This window comes from Azospirillum sp. BE72 (genome assembly GCF_031455875.1).
Taxonomy (GTDB): Bacteria; Pseudomonadota; Alphaproteobacteria; order Azospirillales; family Azospirillaceae; genus Azospirillum.
In genome coordinates, this window is record NZ_JAVDTO010000001.1 from 275537 (window position 1) to 292172 (window position 16636).

The following is a 16636-nucleotide window of genomic DNA, read 5'->3' on the forward strand; positions in this document are numbered from 1 at the left end:
CGGCGATGGCCCACTCCGCACATACCGACATCGACCGCCACAGCGATAGGCGCGAACGCGTGGCGATCCATTGCGAGGCGACCAGCTTCGACCTGGAGACTGCAAGGCCGCTGGCCTTCGCCGCCATCCGCATCCGGGGCCCGCGCATCCTGACCGGCAGCGCCCTGCTGCTCCATCCCGGCAGCGACAGCGGGCTGGGGGAGGCCGGCGACCGGCTGCATGCCTTCATCGGCGACCGGCCGCTGGTCGGCTATTACCTGGACTTCTCCGTCGCCATGGCGGAACGGCTGACCGGCCGTCCGCTGATGCAGGAGCGGGTGGAGGTGTCGGGCCTCTATTACGACCGCAAGATCCGCAACGCGGTGAAGCATGCGGTCGACCTGCGGCTGGACAGCATGATCCGCGACCTCGACCTGCCGGTCCGCGCCGAGGGCGCTCTCGGCACCGCGCTGGCGGTGGCCATGGCGTGGCTGCGGCTGACTCAGGAGGGGCGCTGAGGGATCGGAACCGACGCCTCAGAACCCCACCCGCTCCACTTCGAAGGCGCGGTCGTGGGTCAGCGACGGGACCATGCCGCGGGCTTCCGCCACGCGGTCGAGGTCGAGGTCGGCGGTGATGAAGCCGACGTCGGTTCCGGCATCGGCCAGCACCTCGCCCCAGGGGGCGATCAGCAGGGAATGGCCGTAGGTCTGGCGGCCCTGGTCGTGGCTGCCGGTCTGGGCCGGGGCGATGACGAAACAGCCGGTCTCGATGGCGCGGGCACGCAGAAGCGTGTGCCAGTGGGCGCGGCCGGTCGGGACGGTGAAGGCGGCCGGCACGGTCAGGATCGACGCCCCCGCCTTGGCCAGTGCACGGTACAGATAGGCGAAGCGCACGTCGTAGCAGACGGTCATGCCGATGCCGCCCCAGGGGCTGGAGGCCACCACCGCCCGCTCGCCCGGCCGGAAGCTGGCCGATTCGCGATAGGATTCGCCGTTCTTCAGCGTGACGTCGAACATGTGGATCTTGTCGTAGGAGGCGACGATCCGCCCGCCGGCGTCGAACAGATAGCTGCGGTTGGCGGCGCGCCCGTCGTCGAGCAGGACATGCAGGGTGCCGCCCAGGATCCAGGCCCCGGTCTCCCGCGCCAGATCGGCGAAGAAGGGGATGCCGGGATGCTCCGCCTCGGTCCGGACGCGCTGCATGGTCTTGTCGCGGCCCTGGACGATCCAGCCGACATTCTCCGGCAGCGCGATGAAGTCCGCCCCGGCATCGCGGGCGCGGCGGACGAGGTCGCCCGCCGCCCGCAGGTTCGGCTCAAGCTCCGTGCCCGCATTCACCTGGACGCAGGCGGCCTTCAGCATGCCGCTGCCGACGATGCCATCGCTCATGCGGCGATGCCGAGCAGCGGATCGAGCTTGCCGGCGCGGTCCAGCGCGTGGATGTCGTCGCTGCCGCCATAGGGCTTCCCGTCGATGAAGATCTGCGGGACGGTGGTCCGGCCTTCCGACCGCTCGATCATCTCGCTGCGGCGGCCCGGCTGGGCGTAGAGGTCGATTTCCTCGTATGTCACGCCCTTGCCGTCGAGCAGGCTCTTGGCCCGCATGCAGTAGGGGCAGAAGGGCGTGGTGTAGATGACGACGTCGGCCATGCCACTGGGCTCCTTTTGGACGTGGAGAAACTATAGGGTCAACCTGCGAGAGGCGCCAGACGTTGCAACCCGCGCGCAACGCCGGTCAGCATCGCCGGATCCGGCCCTTTTCAAGCGTCAGCGGAGCACCACCCGGGCCAGCGTCAGCACGTCCACCCTGGCCGCCCCGGCACGCAGCAGGACGCGCGTGCATTCGGCCAGCGTCGCCCCGGTGGTCAGCACGTCGTCGACCAGAACCAGCCGCTTGCCCGCGACCGAGTGGCCCGGCCGCAGGCGGAAGGCGCCCTTGACGTTGCGGTGGCGTCCCTGGCGGTCCAGCCCGCCTTGGGTCGGGGTGGCGCGCCGCCGCTGCAGCAAGTCGGGGATGGCCGGCACGCCGCTATGCCGCGACAGCGCCTGCGCCAGCAGGGCGGCCTGGTTGTAGCGGCGGTGGAACAGCCGGCCGCGGTGCAGCGGCACCGGCACCAGCCAGTCGGCGTCCTCCAGCAATTCCCGCCCGGCGCGGGCCAGCCAGACGCCGTAGGCCTTGGCGGCATGGATGCGGTCGCCATGCTTGAAGCCCAGCACCAGCGGCCGGCTGCCGTCGTCATAGACCAGCACGGCGCGGGCGCGGGCGAAGGGCGGACGGGCGGCCATACAGGCACCGCACAGGGCGCCCTCCTGGGCCTCATACTCGAAGGGCACGCCGCAGCAGGCGCACAGCGGCGGGGCGATGAAGCTCAGGCCGGTCCAGCAGCGCGCGCACAGTCCCCCCTGCCGGTCCACCGCCTCGCCGCAGCTGAGGCAGCGCGGCGGCAGAAGCGCGTCCAGCAGTCTGGCGGCCGCACCTGCGGCGGCGCGGCCCAATCCGGCAAGGGGGCCAGCCAAGGGGGCGGGTGTCTGCATCCGGCCGGTCCCGTCACTGCAGCATGGCGATGCGTTCGAAGATCACGCCGGTGTAGTCGCGCAGCGCCAGATAGATCGCCGGCCCGGTGACGAACAGGATCAGCAGCGTGGCGAAGAACTTCGAATCCTGCTGCAGCGAGGGCTCGTTGATGTGGGTGGCGCTCTGGAACAGCATGATCACCGCCGACAGGAGGGCGGTGATGCCCAGCGGCGGCAGCGAGATCTTCAGGATGACCATCAGCGCTTCGTGGCTGACGGCGATGGCCTCATCGATGCCCATGCTGATGCCTGTCCGGTTGGAAGTCCGGTCGGGCTCGGCCGATCGGAGGTGGTGGTGCTGACAATGTGGCTGGGCGGCGAGTGTAGCACGGTTGTGGTGCCGCCGGGCTGGGGTATAGTGCGGCCATGACAAGCCCCGACAGCATGACCGTCTTCGACCGTGCGCTGGTCCGCCGCCGCCGCGACCGCGCCGTCGCCGAATTCTCCGACCACTCCTTCCTGTTCGAGGAGATCGCCGACCGGCTGGCCGACCGGCTGGAGGACGTGATCCGTCCCTTTCCGCTGGCGCTGGACGTCGGTTGCCACGACGGGGCGATGGGCCGCATCCTGAAAGGCCGCAAGGGGATCGAGCGGCTGGTCGCCTGCGACCTGTCGCCGGACTTCGCCCGTGCCGCCGGCGGTCCGGGCAACTCCGTCGTCACCGCCGCAATCGCCGCCGACGAGGAGTTCCTGCCCTTCGCCCCCGGCAGTTTCGACCTTGTTGTCAGCAATCTCAGCCTGCACTGGGTCAACGACCTGCCGGGCGCCCTGGTGCAGATCAGGCAGGCGTTGAAGCCCGACGGCTTCTTCTGCGCCTCCATGCTGGGTGGCCAGACGCTGGCCGAACTGCGCCGCTGCCTGTACGAGGCGGAGATGGAGGTGGCCGGCGGCGTCTCCCCCCGCGTGTCGCCCTTCGCCGAAATCAAGGATGCCGGCGGGTTGCTGCAACGTGCCGGCTTCGCCCTGCCGGTGGTCGACAGCGACGTCATCACCGTCACCTATTCCGACGCCTTCGCCCTGATGCGCGAACTGCGCGGCATGGGCGAGACCAACGCGGTGCTGGCGCGGCGCAAGGTTCCCGCCACGCGCGCCATGCTGTTCGATGCGGCCCAACGGTACGCCCAGCTCTATGCCGAGCCGGATGGGCGGATCCCGGTGACCTTCGAGGTGCTCTATCTCGCCGGCTGGTCGCCGCATGAAAGCCAGCAGCAGCCGCTGAAGCCCGGCAGCGGGCAGATTCCGCTCGGCGACGCGCTGAAGGGCGGCGGTATTCACTGAAGCACGCCGAGGGGGGTGAGGGGCTGGTTTACGCAACCAGCTTCCACGCCATCCAGCCCAGCACCCCGGCGTTCACCAGCATGATCGCCGGGGCGACGCGGGCGACGGCGGTCCGCCAGGTGCGGCCGGCGACATGGCCGGCCAGCCCCACCGCCAGCAGGCTCGGCACCGTGCCGAGCGCGAAGGCGGTCATCCCGAGCGCACCGGTCAGCGCGCTGCCGCTCGCCGCCGCCACCGCGATGGCGCCATAGAGCATCCCGCAGGGGATGAAGCCCAGCGCCACCCCCAGCCCATAGCCGCGCCAGCCGGTCGGGTTGCCGAACAGCGGCCGGGCGAGGCCGGACACCCGCTCCCCCCACCAGCGCTGAACGCCGCCGCTTCCCAGCGACGGTGCTTTCGGCAGCCAGGACAGCACGCTGCGCGCGGCATAGCCGAGGAAGAACAGCGCCGCCAACGCCAGCAGCGCCACCGACAGCCAGCGCAGGCCGGGCAGTGCCCCGATATGGCCGGCGACCGAGGCCGACAGCGCGCCGATCAGCGCATAGGTCGTTGCCCGGCCGGCATGATAGGGCAGCACCGCCGCCCCGGTCAGGCGCCGCAATTCCGACATTGCCGACAGCGGCACCCGCTCCAGCCGCGCCGAGACCTGCGCCAGCACGAAGGGGCCGCACATGCCGGTGCAATGGGTGGTGCCGCCGACCAGCCCGGCGGTCAGCAGGGCCAGCAGCAGTCCGCCGTCACGGTCGATGACCACGGCGCACTGGTTCAGTCCGGCATCCAGCAGCGACAGGGCGTCCAAGGCGGACCTCTTCGATTCGGGAACTTGTGGCGATCTTAGGGGGGAGGGGAGGGTGGCCCAATGACGTGGGTCAATGGATTTGGTGCGCTTTGGGGTGTGGGGGGAAGCGACCGGTGCCGGGTGCTTTGCGACGTTAGAACCCCCACCCTAACCCTCTCCCGCTCTCAGCGGACCTACGGTCCGCCTGCCGCGTCAGCACAAAGCGAAGCTTTGTGCGAGAGCTAGGCGGGGGAGGGAATTGGCGCTCGTTCGGGAGAGCCGCGGCAGTCCCTCCCCCGCCCAGCGGGGGAGGTTAGGTGGGGGCATTCGACAGCCAACACGCGGTCGCTTAACCCCACGCCATCATGCCTTCACGCCAGCAGGCGGGCGATGGGCGGGCGGCTGGGGTGGAGGACGACGCCGTCGTCGGCCGGTTCGACCTTGGCGTCCGGGTAGGCGGCCAGGGCATATTGCAGGGCCTGCACGAAGCGCGGCTTGAAATGCTTCATCTGGTCGTAGCCGGCGCCGAACTGGGCATAGAGCGACGGCCAGGAGATCGGCTGCGGCCGGCTCAGCGAATGCAGCCGGTAGGCCAGCCAGACATAGAGGTCGAGGCTGAGGGAGCGGTCCTTCAACTGCCGCACCGCTTCCTCCAGCAGCGGGACCGGGTGGTCGCGCAGGGCCTGGAAGAAGGTCTCGTCCAATTGTACCACGTCGTTCCACAGCGTGCCCTGGCGGTCGTCGCCGAGGTCGTCGTGGAAGATCAGGCCGCGCTTGACGATGCCGCCCTTCTCGAACACGTCGGCATTCTCGCCGTCCCAGAAGAATTTCAGGGTGCAGGCGGAGATGCGCAGCGACTGCTCGCGGAAACCGCGGAAGGTCTCGCCGCCGACGCTGATGCCCATGCGGGTCAGCCAGTCGCGCATCGAGCGGCCAAGCTCCACCTCGCGCCGGCCGGTGCGCACCGCCTGGGTCTGCAGATAGATCAGGATCATCCGCGCCCGCGCGCCATAGGGCACGCCGAACAGCTTCACCTTGCCGTTCACCTTCAGCCGGCCCGGTTCGACCAGCAGCGTCACCTGATGGCCGCGCTTTTCCCAGGGGGCGTCATCGGCCAGCTTCTTGTGCGGCAGGCTGGTCAGGCAGAAGCCGCTGTAGGTGATGCCGAGATGCTGGTTTTCGTCGGCCAGGATGTCGGCGGCGATGTCCACCAGCGTCCGATCCTCGGGACGGACCAGGGCGCGCGCCTTGTCCCGTCCATGTTCGATCACCAGCCTGTGTATGTCGCCCATCGCCGCCCCGCCCGGATGTTGTGGCATCCTGGTGAGCGGCGGGCGGTGGAGTCAATGTGGGGTTAGGCGACCGGGCTAATCGACGGTTAGTTGTTAGACTTATTAGTTGAGTCGCCGCTTAACCCCATGGGGAAAGCCCGAGTCGCGCCGCTTTTCCCCACGAATCCGCCGCTTTGCCCCACGGGGCACGGCGTGGACAAATGGGGGCGGTCGCTTTTCCCCACGGGTGCCGAGGGGCGACTCGCGGCGGTTGCGGAGGGACTCGGGAGGCGGGTGGTCGCTTAACCCCACGGGCAGGGGCGTCGGCAGGCGACGCCCCATTCACCCTCAATGGCTCATCAGCACCGGAACCGTCATGTGCTGCAGCATGAAGCGGGTCATGCCGCCCAGCACCAGTTCGCGGAAGCGGGAGCGGCCATAGGCGCCCATCACCAGCAGGTCGCAGCTTTCGTCGGCGGTCATGTTCAGCACGGTGTCGCCGGGCTCCACCACGTCGGTGGCGACGTGGGTGGCCTCCACGCGGCAGCCGTGGCGGGACAGATGGCGGGCGATGTCGGCGCAGGGCTCGTCGCCGAGACCGTTGGGACCACGCTTCGGATTGGCGGCCATAACCACGACGCGCTTTGCGGCGCTCAGCAGCGGCATGGCGTCGCCGACGGCGCGCGCGGCCTCGCGGCTGCCGTTCCAGCCGACCAGAACCCGTTCGCCGATGGAGGAGAAGCGTCCGGCATAGGGCACGACCAGAAGCGGCCGCCCGCATTCGAACAGCAGATCGGCCGGCTGCGCGACGGGCTGGTCGCGGTCGCGGTCCGGATCCGGCTGGCCGACCACCACCAGATCGGCGTAACGGCCGCGCACCGCGGCGGCGATGGTCGGGTCGCCTTCCTGAACCAGCCATTCCGAACGATCGGTCAGGCCATTGTGGCGCATGGCGTCGTTGAAGGCCGCAGCCATTTGGGCCGTCTGGTCGTTGCGCGACTGACGGCGGCTCTCACGCAGTTCCTGCGGAAACTGGGATTCGATATAGCCGGGGAACACGACGTCGGTGAAGGCGTAGAGCGCGGTCAGATGCGCATCGCACCGGGCCGCGAGCTGGGCCGCGAGGTCGAGACGCGCTGCGGACGCGGGCGTATCGTCGACGACCACCAGAATGTCCTTGAGAGCCATGGCGTAATTCCTGCCCATTGATTGTGATCGTTGCCGCCATCGCCAATCGAAGCCGGGGGCGATGCACGGGCGGGGCGGTGCCGGGCGGGATAACCTCACTTGCGGTGGCCCGCACGCGTTGGCCCCACTTGCCTTGGCAGTATAAGGCCGTCGACGGTCGCCGATGTCTTTCCTTTACAGGGCACAGCCATGCCCTCTTCGCGTTCCTGCACCGCACACAAACGACTCCGGAGCGGATGGCTGTGCAAGGATACAATCCCAGGCCGCAAGGAGTGTGGCAAGGAGCGCTGCCGACATATCGATCTTCCCCGAACGAATGTGCCGGACGATACAAAAAGCCGGGATTGAGGTTCGATTCAACCTGCAACCCGGACTTGAGTGAATACTATAATATGCGGCTGTGTCTTCGTCGCACCGGCTGTAGAAACCTCCAAGCTCTGCTGCCGCCGGGCGCCTTTGGTTTTGACGTGCGGGTGACACTTCGCGTAAGTGTTGGGGATCGATTTCCTGATGAGTACCCCGCTCTAACCTCGCCATGAGTCCAGATCCCCGAATCTCCGCGCTGGCCGACGCTCTGTCGGGTGCCGCCTCCGGTGCACCGGGGCTTGACGCCCTGCGTCAGATTCTCGACGCCATGACCGTGAGGGTGGCGTTGATGGATCCGCAGCGGCGGCACATCTACGCCAACCGTGCCTATCTGGAGATGATGGGGACCAGCCTGGAAAAGGCGGTCGGCACCACCATCGGTCAGCATCTGGGACCGGAACTGCAGCGCAGCACCAAGGCGCTGGCCGAACGGGCGCTGTCGGGCGAGACGGTGCAGACGGAGGGGTGGATCACCCAGGCCGACGGGCAGCAGCGCTATGTGACGCGGCTGCACGCCCCGCACCGGTCGGACGGCGGCGCCATCTCCGGCTATTTCGTCATCCTGCAGGACATGACCGAACGCCGGCAGGTGCAGGACGACCTGTTCCGCCTCGCCTACTACGATCCCGTGACCGGGCTGGCCAACCGCCTGATGCTGCTGAAGCACATGGCGGACTACCGCAACATGGGCGAGCCGTTCACGCTGGTCATCCTGGACATCGACCGATTCGCCGAAATCCGCAGCAGCATGGGCCAGGGCTTCGCCAACGAGCTGCTGGACGATCTGGCGCAGCGGATGGGCGCGCAGGCCGCCGCCTTCGATCTGATCGCGCGGGTCAGCGACCATGCCTTCGCCTTGCTGGCCGGCGGCACCTGCGACCGGCCGGCGCTGGAGGCCGCCATCGACGAGCTGGCGGCGGTGGTGCGCTCCGCCCGCTCCAGTTCCGGCGGTACGGTGTTCCTGTCGGCCAGCATCGGCGTGGTGGAGGCCCAGCCCGGCCACGAGCGGCCGGAGGACGTGCTGCGCGACGCCGAGATCGCCACCGCCCGCGCCCGCGAACAGGGCGGCGGCCGGCAGGCCTGGTTCGATCCGGCGATGCATTCCCATGTGGTCGAACAGGTGCGGCTGGAGCATGACCTGCGCGGCGCGCTGGCCAGCGGCAGCGACCTGTGGGTGGCCTATCAGCCGATCGTGGAGATGGTGACCGGCGGGCTTGCCGGGTTCGAGGCGCTGATGCGCTGGAACCACCCGGAACGCGGCAACATCCCGCCCGGCATCTTCATCCCCATCGCCGAGAGCACCGGCCTCGTCGTGTCGCTCGGCACCTGGGTGCTGCGGCAGGCCTGCCTGCAGATCGCGGCGTGGCAGGACCGGCGCGAACCCGGCTCCGCCCCGCTGTTCATGAGCGTCAACCTGTCCACCCACCAGCTGTCCGACCCCAACTTCGTCCAGGTCGTGCGCGATGTCCTGCGCGAGACCGGAGTGGAGCCGTCCTGGATCAAGCTGGAGCTGACGGAAAGCGCCGTCATGGACAAGGCGGAGCAGTCGATCCGCCTGTTGCGCGACCTGCGGGCGCTGGGCATCAAGCTGTCGATCGACGATTTCGGCACCGGCTATTCGTCGCTGTCCTACCTGCACAAGCTGCCCATCGACAGCCTGAAGGTCGACCGTTCCTTCGTCTCGGCCATGCACCAGTCGGAGGAAAACCGCGCCATCGTCCGCATCATCATGGACCTGGCGCGCCTGCTCGGCTTCGACGTCATCGCCGAAGGCATCGAGACCAGCGCCGACGCCAATCTGCTGCGGGCGCTGGCTTGCGACTACGGCCAGGGCTACCACTTCGCCCGCCCGCTGCCGCCGGACGAGGCGGGCAAGCTGGTGGGCGGGGAGTTGCCGTGGCAGATGCCGCGGTGAGGGGTGGTTTAGGGCGCCGGAGTTAGGCCCCCACCTATCCTCCCCCGCCCAGCGGGGGAGGATTAAGGTGGGGGTTCTAACGTTACCATCCCCGAACTCACTTCTCCCGCCCCTCACTTCCCCCGGACGAACTTCGGCGTTCCCGCCGCGCTGGGCAGCAGGCGGATGGCGTAGGGGCTGGTGCGGCTCTGCGCCACCGCCTGGGCCGGGCCGGGAACCGTCTCGCGGTAGCCGACGACCAGATCGGCGCCCTTCTGCTGCACGCTGTCGATGGTGACGCCGTAGCCCGCCGTGTCGCGGGGGCCGAGGAACACCGCAACCGCCATCCGGCCGCCGGGCAGGGAGGTCGGGGCCGGTTCGCCGACCCGCGCCCACAGCGCCGTCCATTCGGTGCCGTCGCGGGCGACCACATAGGCGCGCTCGGCGGCGCCGCTGTGGTTGCCCTGCCAGACGGTGCCGGCCTCCGCCTGGACCGGCAGCAGGTTGCCCTCTGCGCGGTCGGTGCCGGTCTGGCAGCCGGCCAGCAGCAGGGTGGGAACGAGAACCAGCGGGATCAGGCGGAGACGGGACGGCAGCTTCATGGGACGGTCAGGCGCTCCGCGGCAGGATCGTCTCGACCAGCGAGGCCCAATAGCTGGCGCCGGTGGTCAGGATCGCGTCGTTGAAATCGTAATGCGGGTTGTGCAGGCGGCAGGAGGGACCGCGGTGGCCGCCATGGCCGAGCCAGATGTAGGCGCCCGGCCGTTCCTTCAGCATATAGCCGAAGTCTTCCGCCGCCATGGTCGGGGCGGGCGCCCAGACCACATTCTCATCGCCCACCACCCTGGCCGCCGCCGCCGCCGCGACGCGCGCCTCCGGCTCGCTGTTGACGGTGGCTGGGTAGCCGGGGCGGAAGCGCAACTCGGCCTTGGCGCCCAGCCCTTCGGCGATGCTGGAGACGAGGCGGGCGAACTGCTCCTGGATGCGGCGGTGGTTTTCTTCCGTGAAGGTGCGCATGGTGCCGAGCATCCGCGCGCCGTCGGGAATGACATTGGCCGCGGTGCCGGCCTCCACCACCGTGATCGACACCACCGCGCTGTCGGCCGGGTTGGTGCCGCGGCTGACCAGGCTCTGCGCCGCGGTGATGATGTGGGCCGACACCAGCACCGGGTCGATGCCGCGGTGGGGCATGGCGGCGTGGGCGCCGTGGCCGGTCACATGGATCTCGAACTGGTTGGCCGCGGCCATCACCGGGCCGGGATGGACGGCGATCTGGCCGGCCGGCAGCTCCGGCCAGTTGTGCAGGCCATAGACCTGCTCGCAGTCGAACTGACGGAACAGGCCGTCGTCGATCATCCGCTTCGCTCCGCCGAGCCCTTCCTCGGCCGGCTGGAAGATGAAGTGGACGGTGCCGTCGAAGTTGCGCGTCTCCGCCAGATAGCGGGCGGCGCCCAGCAGCATGGCGGTGTGGCCGTCATGGCCGCAGGCGTGCATCTTGCCGGCATGGCGCGAAGCATGGTCGAAGTCGTTGGCTTCCGGCATCGGCAGCGCGTCCATGTCGGCGCGCAGGCCGATGGCCCGGCCGCTGCCGGTGCCCAGCCCCTTCAGCGTGCCGACCACGCCGGTTCCACCCAGGCCGCGATGCACCGTGATGCCGAATTCCGCCAGCTTCGCGGCGACGATGTCGGAGGTGCGCTCCTCCTCGAACCCAAGTTCCGGGTGGGCGTGGATGTCGCGCCGCCACGCGGTCATGTCGTCCTGGAAAGCGGCGATGCGGTTGTTGATCGGCATGTCTCTAACGCTGGTTGGAACGGCCGGATGCCGTTCTGGGAAGGTGGTGCAATTGTCGTTACGGGAAAGGAATGGCTAACCGGGAACGGCCATCTCGGGAACCGCCATGCCGCGCCGCACCGCCGGCCGGCCGGCCATGGCGTCGTGCCAGCGCTTCAGGTGGGGGAAGCGGTCGAGCAGCCCGCCGCCGGCCACCGCCGCGGCGGCGATGAAGGGGAAGCAGGCGATGTCGGCGATGGAGTAGGTGGTGCCGCCCAGATGCTCCGCGACGCCCAGCCTGTCCTCCAGCGCCGAATAGCAGCGCATCAACTCGCCCTTGTACAGGTCGATGGCGTGGGGGATGCGGTCGGGCGCGCGGGCGGCGAAGCGCTGCATGTCGATGGCGGTGGGGCCGAGGTCGCTGACGCCCAGCATGAACCAGCTCATCGCCTCCGCCCGCTCGTCCTCGTCCTCGGGCAGCAGGCGGCCGGTGCGCTCGGCGAAATGCAGCAGGATGGCGCCGGAGCCGAACAGGCGACGCACCCGGCCGCCCGGCAACTCCTCCACCAGGGCGGGGATCTTGGTGATCGGGCTGATCGCCAGGAAATCCGGCCGCTTGTTCTCGCCGGCGGCCAGATCGACGCGATGGACGGCGTAGGTCAGCCCCAACTCTTCCAGCAGGATGGAGGCCTTGCGTCCGTTGGGCGTGGGAAAGCTGTAGAGCGTAAGCATGCGGTGACGGTCCCTGCGCTCTGCACGGGGCGATTCCCCGCGAGCGATGGCACAGTCTGGCCGATTTGCGCGGCGAACGCCAGCGACAGCGCTGGCAATTCGGGGGACTCAGAACAGAGGTGCGCAGCCGTCCGGCTTCACGATGCGGGTGGCCGAGGGCGGGTTGGCTGCCAGCTTCGATGCCGGACGGATCGGCCGCCGCACCAGCTCGCCCCCGCAGTTCGGGCAGCGCTGCCCCGGCAGACGGGCGCGGCAATCCGCGCAGAAGGTGCATTCGAAGGAGCAGATATAGGCGTTTTCCGCCGCGGGCGGCAGGTCGCGGTCGCAGCATTCGCAGTTGGGGCGCAGGTCCAGCATGGCGCGGTCTCCGGTTTGGGATGCGCCATGAGGATAGCCGGGGATGCGGCGGGCGGGGAGTGGCGCGGATGCCCTTGGGCGTGAAGATCCTGCCAAAAGCGATGGGCCTTCTCCGGACGTGCTTACATCGCCTCCGCCCGGCGGCCGAAGAGCGCGCGGAGCTTGCGGCCGATGGCGCCGCCCAGCATGCCGTGACCGCTGCCGGCCTTGGGGAACCAGCCGGGATCGTCGGTCTGGAAGCGGCGGATGACATGGACGAAGGCGTCGACCACGTCGGGGTCGAAGTCGCGCCCGGCCCGCTCGACGATCCAGGAGATCGCGTCCTCCACCGGCCATGCGCCGCGGTATTGGCGGCTGGTGATCAGCGCATCGAACACGTCGGCCACCGCCATGATGCGGGCGCCGATCGGGATGGCGTTGCCCTTCAGCCCTTCCAGATAGCCCGACCCGTCATAGCGTTCATGGTGGTAGCGGGCGATCTCCGCCGCGATCGACAGCAGCGACCGCCCGCGCAGGGGCACTGCCGCCTCGGCTAGGATGCGGTGGCCGATCTCGGTGTGGCGCTGGATCATCTGCATATCGATGCCGGTCAGCTCGCCCGGCATGCCCAGCGTCTCGTCCGATACGCTCAGCATGCCGACATCGTGCAGCAGGGCGGCCAGCCCGACCTTCTCGACGAAATCGGCGTCCAGCTCGTCACCGAACTTGCCGCGCTGGTGCAGCTCGCGGGCGATGGACCCCACCAGCCTCTCGATGCGCTGCAAATGGCCGCTGGCGGCGTTGTCCTTGTATTCGGCGAGCGCCCCCATCGCCAGAACGGTGGCCTTCTGCGAGGTGTTCAGCTCCTCGATCAGCAGGGCGTTCTCGAAGGCGATTGAGCATTTGTTGCGGAACAACTCCAGCAGCTGCCATTCGCGGGCGGTGCCGTCGTTGCGGCCCTCGACATAGATCATGCCGGTGATGCCGCCGTTGGCGCGCAGGCGCAGTGCGCAGAAATCCGGCTCGATGATGGTTTCGCTGCTGGGCGACAGCCGTTCCAGCGCCGCCTCCACCCGCGGTTCGCCGAGCGCCGAAACCTCCACGTCCTTCCATTTGGCGAAGCGGCCGGTGGAGGCCCGCACGCGGATCTTGCGGTCGCGCGGCAGCGTGTCGCCCTGGATGCACAGGAGCGCATGGTGGCCGATGCCGAGCAGCCCGACCACGCGCGGCAGGATGTTGGGGAACAGCACGTCGGGCGTGCGCATCTCCAGGAGGCCGGTGGTGGCGACCAGCATGCGGGCCAGCCCCTTGCGCCCGGCGGCCAGTGCCTGGAGGCTGGCGAAGGTGCGCAGCTGTCCGGCCACGGCGGCACGGAGCGCTCGCGGCGTCAGCTCCGCCTTCACGCGCCAGTCGCCGACGTCGTTGGCGGCGATCGCCTCATCCTCCGCCGTCATCCCGGGATTGCCGGCACAGACCAGGATGCGGGTGCGCTGGTTGCCGAGCTCGCGGCGCAGGTGGGTCACCAGATCCAGCCCGGCCCGTTCGCTTTCCAGCGCAATCTCCAGCAGGATCAGGGCGGTGTCGGGATGCTGCTGCAGCGCGTTGCGCGCCTCGGCGGCGGAGGCGGCGCCCAGCAGCGCGATGCCGGCGCCTTCGATGGACAGCCCGTCCAGCGCCGACCGGGATGTCGCCAGCAGCGACGGGTCGGGATCGACGACCAGGACCTTGAAGGGCGGCTTGGCGACCGGACCGGCCATCTCCGGCCGTGCATCGTCGTGGAGCATGGCATTCTCAGCGGTTGCGCGTGCGTGCTGCGCGTCCGCCAAAGTAATCCCATACGGACATTCATTCAACCGATGACGAAAGGTCGGCCGGCGATATCCATGCCTGCGACGATGTAACCACGCCCGCGGCGCCGTGCCGTACCGCCCGACCGGAAATGTCAGCCCGCGCCCTCACCCTGCGACGAGGGCGGCCACCACCTCCGACGCGAGAAGGGTCGGGTTGACCGGCTTGGAGATGACGCGCGTCACGCCCAGCTTGGCGAAGGCGGCGGCGGCCAACTCGGACGGAACCTTGTCCTCGATGGCCGACAGGATGACGACCGGCATCTCCGGACGCAGGGTGCGCGCGGCCTGTATCACCTCGAACCCGTCATGGTCCGGCATGATGATGTCGGTCAGGACGAGGTCGAACTTCTCCACATAGAGGATGCCGATGGCTTCCGGGGCGCTGGCGCACAGGGTCAGTTCATGACCATCGCGGGTCAGGATCGTGCGGATCAGGTTGCGCGTGACCGGATCGTCATCCACCACCATTAGCTTGGCCATGCCAGTCCCCGTCGCGTTCATGCCGGGCGCAGGTATAGCGTGAACCTCAGGTTACGCCAGCGGCAAGTTTGTGACCGCTCATTGTCCTCAAGCGTGTCGAAATGTCACGTGGCGTGCACTGCCGGCTGTGAGAAACGGGCCGGTTCAGGCCTGCCGGTCTTGGAATGGTCTGTCCGTTTGGGGTAGTGTCCGCCCGCACCCCACGGACCAACAACGAGCAGACGCAAGACCGATGTTGCTTCCCAACGCCGTCCGCCGATTTGCCGGGGCCGCCTTTGCCGGTTCTGTCCTCTCCGCGCTTCTTGCCGCCGGCCTGACTGCCGCGCCGGCCGCCGCCGCCGACCCGCGCCATCTCGGCACCTTCAAGGATTGGAACGCCTTCGCGTTCGAGGAGAAGGGGCAGAAGGTCTGCTACATCTCCAGCCAGCCCAAGAAGACGGAGCCGAAGGCCAAGCGCGGCGACATCTATGCGCTGGTCACCCACCGCCCGTCGGAAAAGACCCTGGACGTCGTCAGCATCATCGTCGGCTATCCGTTCAAGAAGGGCAGCGAAGCCGAGGTCTCGGTCGATGGCAAGGAGTTCAAGCTGTTCACCGATGGCGAGACCGCCTGGGCCCGCGATGCCGAGAGCGACCGCGCGGTGACGGCGGCGCTTCGCGACGGCAGGCAGATGGTGGTGAAGGGCGTGTCCGGCCGCGGCACGAAGACCACCGACACCTACAGCCTGGCCGGCGTCGGGCAGGCCTATGATGCGATCAACGAGGCCTGCGGCGTGAAGCGCTGATCGCCGCAGCGGTTTACTCGGGTTTTTCCCCTCGAGTCTTTTGACTCCGCACGCTCATGGCCCTATGTAATGGGGCCATGAGCGCCTCAAATCATGCTTCCGCCTTCGTTCTGCCGGCGACCGACGCCGACGGACGCAAGAACCTTGTCGGCCTGTCCCGCGAAGAGCTGGAAGCCGAGATGCTGGCCGTCGGCCTGGAGAAGTTCCGGGCACGCCAGCTCTGGCACTGGATCTATCACCGCGGCTCCACCGATTTCGCCGAGATGACCACGCTGGCCAAGCCGGTGCGGGAAAAGCTGGCCGACGCCTACATCGTGGCGCGGCCCACGGTGGTGAAGGACCTGAAATCGGCGGACGGCACCCGCAAGTGGCTGCTGCGCATGCCCGACGGGCAGGAGGTGGAGAGCGTCCATATTCCCGAGGAGGATCGCGGCACGCTCTGCGTCTCTTCCCAGGTCGGCTGCACGCTGACCTGCCGCTTCTGCCACACGGGCACGCAGCGTCTGGTGCGCAATCTGGATTCGGCGGAGATCGTGGCGCAGGTGATGCTTGCGCGCGACATGCTGAACGAATGGCCGGCGCCGCCCGACGGGCGCATGCTGTCCAACATCGTCATGATGGGCATGGGCGAACCGCTGTTCAATTACGACAACGTCGCCAAGGCGCTGAAGATCGTGATGGACGGCGACGGCATCTCGATTTCCAAGCGGCGCATCACGCTGTCGACCTCCGGTGTCGTGCCGATGATGGAGCGCTGCGGCGAGGAGCTGAACGTCAACCTCGCGGTCAGTCTGCACGCGGTGACCGACGAGCTGCGCAACCTCATCATGCCCATCAACCGCAAATACCCGCTGCGCGACCTGATGGAGGCCTGCCGGAACTATCCCGGCCTGTCCAACGCCCGGCGCATCACCTTCGAATATGTGATGCTGAAGGGTGTGAACGACACGCCGGCCGATGCGCGGGCGCTGGTGAAGCTGCTCGAAGGCATCCCGGCCAAGATCAACCTGATCCCCTTCAACGAATGGCCGGGCGCTCCCTACGAGCGGTCGACCGCGCGGGCGATCCAGGTCTTCGGCGACATCGTCAACAATGCCGGCTACGCCAGCCCCGTCCGCACCCCGCGCGGCGAGGACATTATGGCCGCCTGCGGCCAGCTGAAGAGCGCCAGCCTGCGCATGACCGCCGCCGAACGCGCCGCCATCGCAGCCGTCATCGCGGAGAAGGACGCGGCGCTGGCGTCGTGAAGGCGAATTGTTAGGCACCGGCGTCGCCGGGCAGGATTGACCCGGATTTCAAGGTCTTGTTCTTGCTTTCGGATCGTCAATCTCCATGACTTGGGGAATGGCTGACAT

The 16636-nt window shown here is 68.5% G+C and carries 18 protein-coding genes; 5 read left to right on the forward strand and 13 right to left on the reverse strand.

What is annotated here, in order from left to right:
* Nucleotides 1–5: 5 nt before the first annotated feature.
* Nucleotides 6–497 carry a DNA polymerase III gene (locus J2Y49_RS01335; protein ID WP_310111229.1) on the forward strand — a complete coding sequence of 164 codons (492 nt, stop codon included), beginning with the start codon at nucleotides 6–8 and terminating at the stop codon, nucleotides 495–497.
* 18 nt (nucleotides 498–515) lie between these two features.
* On the opposite strand, the gene J2Y49_RS01340 is transcribed toward J2Y49_RS01335, so the two are convergent.
* The 4 genes from J2Y49_RS01340 to J2Y49_RS01355 all read right to left on the reverse strand — a co-directional run bounded on the left by J2Y49_RS01340 (nucleotide 516) and on the right by J2Y49_RS01355 (nucleotide 2795).
* Nucleotides 516–1370: a carbon-nitrogen hydrolase family protein gene (locus J2Y49_RS01340; protein WP_310111232.1), complete on the reverse strand. Its 855-nt coding sequence runs from the start codon at nucleotides 1368–1370 to the stop codon at nucleotides 516–518.
* Nucleotides 1367–1630: a glutaredoxin 3 gene (gene grxC, locus J2Y49_RS01345; protein WP_014248998.1), complete on the reverse strand. Its 264-nt coding sequence runs from the start codon at nucleotides 1628–1630 to the stop codon at nucleotides 1367–1369. The genes J2Y49_RS01340 and grxC overlap by 4 nt, the downstream gene beginning before the upstream one ends.
* Before the next feature lie 117 nt (nucleotides 1631–1747).
* On the reverse strand, nucleotides 1748–2515 hold the full coding sequence (locus J2Y49_RS01350) for a ComF family protein (protein WP_310111238.1): 768 nt from the start codon (nucleotides 2513–2515) through the stop codon (nucleotides 1748–1750).
* A gap of 13 nt (nucleotides 2516–2528) precedes the next feature.
* Entirely contained in the window at nucleotides 2529–2795 is a 267-nt protein-coding gene (locus J2Y49_RS01355) for a flagellar biosynthetic protein FliQ (protein ID WP_310111241.1), read from the reverse strand.
* Nucleotides 2796–2920: 125 nt separating this feature from the next.
* Here J2Y49_RS01355 and J2Y49_RS01360 point away from each other — a divergent pair, with 125 nt between their 5' ends.
* Nucleotides 2921–3832: a methyltransferase domain-containing protein gene (locus J2Y49_RS01360; protein WP_310111244.1), complete on the forward strand. Its 912-nt coding sequence runs from the start codon at nucleotides 2921–2923 to the stop codon at nucleotides 3830–3832.
* A 28-nt stretch (nucleotides 3833–3860) separates the two neighbouring features.
* On the opposite strand, the gene J2Y49_RS01365 is transcribed toward J2Y49_RS01360, so the two are convergent.
* The 3 genes from J2Y49_RS01365 to J2Y49_RS01375 all read right to left on the reverse strand — a co-directional run bounded on the left by J2Y49_RS01365 (nucleotide 3861) and on the right by J2Y49_RS01375 (nucleotide 7069).
* Complete coding sequence (locus tag J2Y49_RS01365; RefSeq protein WP_310111246.1) at nucleotides 3861–4631, reverse strand: sulfite exporter TauE/SafE family protein; 771 nt, start codon at nucleotides 4629–4631, stop codon at nucleotides 3861–3863.
* Between the two features lie 350 nt (nucleotides 4632–4981).
* Complete coding sequence (locus J2Y49_RS01370; RefSeq protein ID WP_063635493.1) at nucleotides 4982–5902, reverse strand: replication protein RepA; 921 nt, start codon at nucleotides 5900–5902, stop codon at nucleotides 4982–4984.
* A gap of 327 nt (nucleotides 5903–6229) precedes the next feature.
* A complete protein-coding gene (locus J2Y49_RS01375) occupies nucleotides 6230–7069 on the reverse strand; it encodes a universal stress protein (RefSeq protein ID WP_310111255.1) in 840 nt (279 codons plus the stop codon).
* A 535-nt stretch (nucleotides 7070–7604) separates the two neighbouring features.
* Here J2Y49_RS01375 and J2Y49_RS01380 point away from each other — a divergent pair.
* Complete coding sequence (locus J2Y49_RS01380; RefSeq protein ID WP_310111257.1) at nucleotides 7605–9350, forward strand: EAL domain-containing protein; 1746 nt, start codon at nucleotides 7605–7607, stop codon at nucleotides 9348–9350.
* Between the two features lie 113 nt (nucleotides 9351–9463).
* Here J2Y49_RS01380 and J2Y49_RS01385 read toward each other — a convergent pair whose 3' ends face one another.
* From J2Y49_RS01385 to J2Y49_RS01410, 6 genes are all read right to left on the reverse strand, one after another.
* Nucleotides 9464–9931, reverse strand: a complete 468-nt coding sequence (locus J2Y49_RS01385; RefSeq protein WP_310111260.1) for a protease complex subunit PrcB family protein — start codon at nucleotides 9929–9931, stop codon at nucleotides 9464–9466.
* Nucleotides 9932–9938: 7 nt separating this feature from the next.
* Nucleotides 9939–11120 (reverse strand): M20 aminoacylase family protein, encoded by a 1182-nt coding sequence (locus J2Y49_RS01390; RefSeq protein ID WP_310111262.1) that lies wholly within the window; start codon nucleotides 11118–11120, stop codon nucleotides 9939–9941.
* A gap of 75 nt (nucleotides 11121–11195) precedes the next feature.
* On the reverse strand, nucleotides 11196–11831 hold the full coding sequence (locus J2Y49_RS01395; RefSeq protein ID WP_149223894.1) for a glutathione S-transferase family protein: 636 nt from the start codon (nucleotides 11829–11831) through the stop codon (nucleotides 11196–11198).
* A gap of 108 nt (nucleotides 11832–11939) precedes the next feature.
* Nucleotides 11940–12188 (reverse strand): DUF1272 domain-containing protein, encoded by a 249-nt coding sequence (locus J2Y49_RS01400; RefSeq protein WP_149223895.1) that lies wholly within the window; start codon nucleotides 12186–12188, stop codon nucleotides 11940–11942.
* A gap of 122 nt (nucleotides 12189–12310) precedes the next feature.
* On the reverse strand, nucleotides 12311–13951 hold the full coding sequence (locus J2Y49_RS01405; protein WP_310111267.1) for an HD domain-containing phosphohydrolase: 1641 nt from the start codon (nucleotides 13949–13951) through the stop codon (nucleotides 12311–12313).
* A gap of 171 nt (nucleotides 13952–14122) precedes the next feature.
* The gene (locus tag J2Y49_RS01410) at nucleotides 14123–14497 is read right to left on the reverse strand and encodes a response regulator (protein ID WP_310111270.1); all 375 of its coding nucleotides are present in this window, start codon (nucleotides 14495–14497) and stop codon (nucleotides 14123–14125) included.
* A 232-nt stretch (nucleotides 14498–14729) separates the two neighbouring features.
* Between J2Y49_RS01410 and J2Y49_RS01415 the strand changes: the two genes are divergently transcribed.
* Entirely contained in the window at nucleotides 14730–15281 is a 552-nt protein-coding gene (locus J2Y49_RS01415; protein WP_310111273.1) for an invasion associated locus B family protein, read from the forward strand.
* Nucleotides 15282–15358: 77 nt separating this feature from the next.
* On the forward strand, nucleotides 15359–16528 hold the full coding sequence (rlmN, locus tag J2Y49_RS01420) for a 23S rRNA (adenine(2503)-C(2))-methyltransferase RlmN (protein ID WP_310111276.1): 1170 nt from the start codon (nucleotides 15359–15361) through the stop codon (nucleotides 16526–16528).
* The last annotated feature ends 108 nt before the right edge of the window (nucleotides 16529–16636 follow it).

What these genes read in the sequence shown, in the direction of transcription:
- J2Y49_RS01400 (WP_149223895.1), bottom strand. Translation starts at nt 12,188, where the DNA reads ATGCTGGACCTGCGCCCCAACTGCGAATGCTGCGACCGCGACCTGCCG.
- rlmN (WP_310111276.1), top strand. Translation starts at nt 15,359, where the DNA reads ATGAGCGCCTCAAATCATGCTTCCGCCTTCGTTCTGCCGGCGACCGAC.
- J2Y49_RS01395 (WP_149223894.1), bottom strand. Translation starts at nt 11,831, where the DNA reads ATGCTTACGCTCTACAGCTTTCCCACGCCCAACGGACGCAAGGCCTCC.
- J2Y49_RS01370 (WP_063635493.1), bottom strand. Translation starts at nt 5,902, where the DNA reads ATGGGCGACATACACAGGCTGGTGATCGAACATGGACGGGACAAGGCG.
- J2Y49_RS01415 (WP_310111273.1), top strand. Translation starts at nt 14,730, where the DNA reads ATGTTGCTTCCCAACGCCGTCCGCCGATTTGCCGGGGCCGCCTTTGCC.
- J2Y49_RS01390 (WP_310111262.1), bottom strand. Translation starts at nt 11,120, where the DNA reads ATGCCGATCAACAACCGCATCGCCGCTTTCCAGGACGACATGACCGCG.
- J2Y49_RS01360 (WP_310111244.1), top strand. Translation starts at nt 2,921, where the DNA reads ATGACAAGCCCCGACAGCATGACCGTCTTCGACCGTGCGCTGGTCCGC.
- J2Y49_RS01355 (WP_310111241.1), bottom strand. Translation starts at nt 2,795, where the DNA reads ATGGGCATCGATGAGGCCATCGCCGTCAGCCACGAAGCGCTGATGGTC.
- J2Y49_RS01405 (WP_310111267.1), bottom strand. Translation starts at nt 13,951, where the DNA reads ATGCTCCACGACGATGCACGGCCGGAGATGGCCGGTCCGGTCGCCAAG.
- J2Y49_RS01335 (WP_310111229.1), top strand. Translation starts at nt 6, where the DNA reads ATGGCCCACTCCGCACATACCGACATCGACCGCCACAGCGATAGGCGC.
- J2Y49_RS01410 (WP_310111270.1), bottom strand. Translation starts at nt 14,497, where the DNA reads ATGGCCAAGCTAATGGTGGTGGATGACGATCCGGTCACGCGCAACCTG.
- J2Y49_RS01340 (WP_310111232.1), bottom strand. Translation starts at nt 1,370, where the DNA reads ATGAGCGATGGCATCGTCGGCAGCGGCATGCTGAAGGCCGCCTGCGTC.
- J2Y49_RS01380 (WP_310111257.1), top strand. Translation starts at nt 7,605, where the DNA reads ATGAGTCCAGATCCCCGAATCTCCGCGCTGGCCGACGCTCTGTCGGGT.
- J2Y49_RS01375 (WP_310111255.1), bottom strand. Translation starts at nt 7,069, where the DNA reads ATGGCTCTCAAGGACATTCTGGTGGTCGTCGACGATACGCCCGCGTCC.
- grxC (WP_014248998.1), bottom strand. Translation starts at nt 1,630, where the DNA reads ATGGCCGACGTCGTCATCTACACCACGCCCTTCTGCCCCTACTGCATG.
- J2Y49_RS01350 (WP_310111238.1), bottom strand. Translation starts at nt 2,515, where the DNA reads ATGCAGACACCCGCCCCCTTGGCTGGCCCCCTTGCCGGATTGGGCCGC.
- J2Y49_RS01385 (WP_310111260.1), bottom strand. Translation starts at nt 9,931, where the DNA reads ATGAAGCTGCCGTCCCGTCTCCGCCTGATCCCGCTGGTTCTCGTTCCC.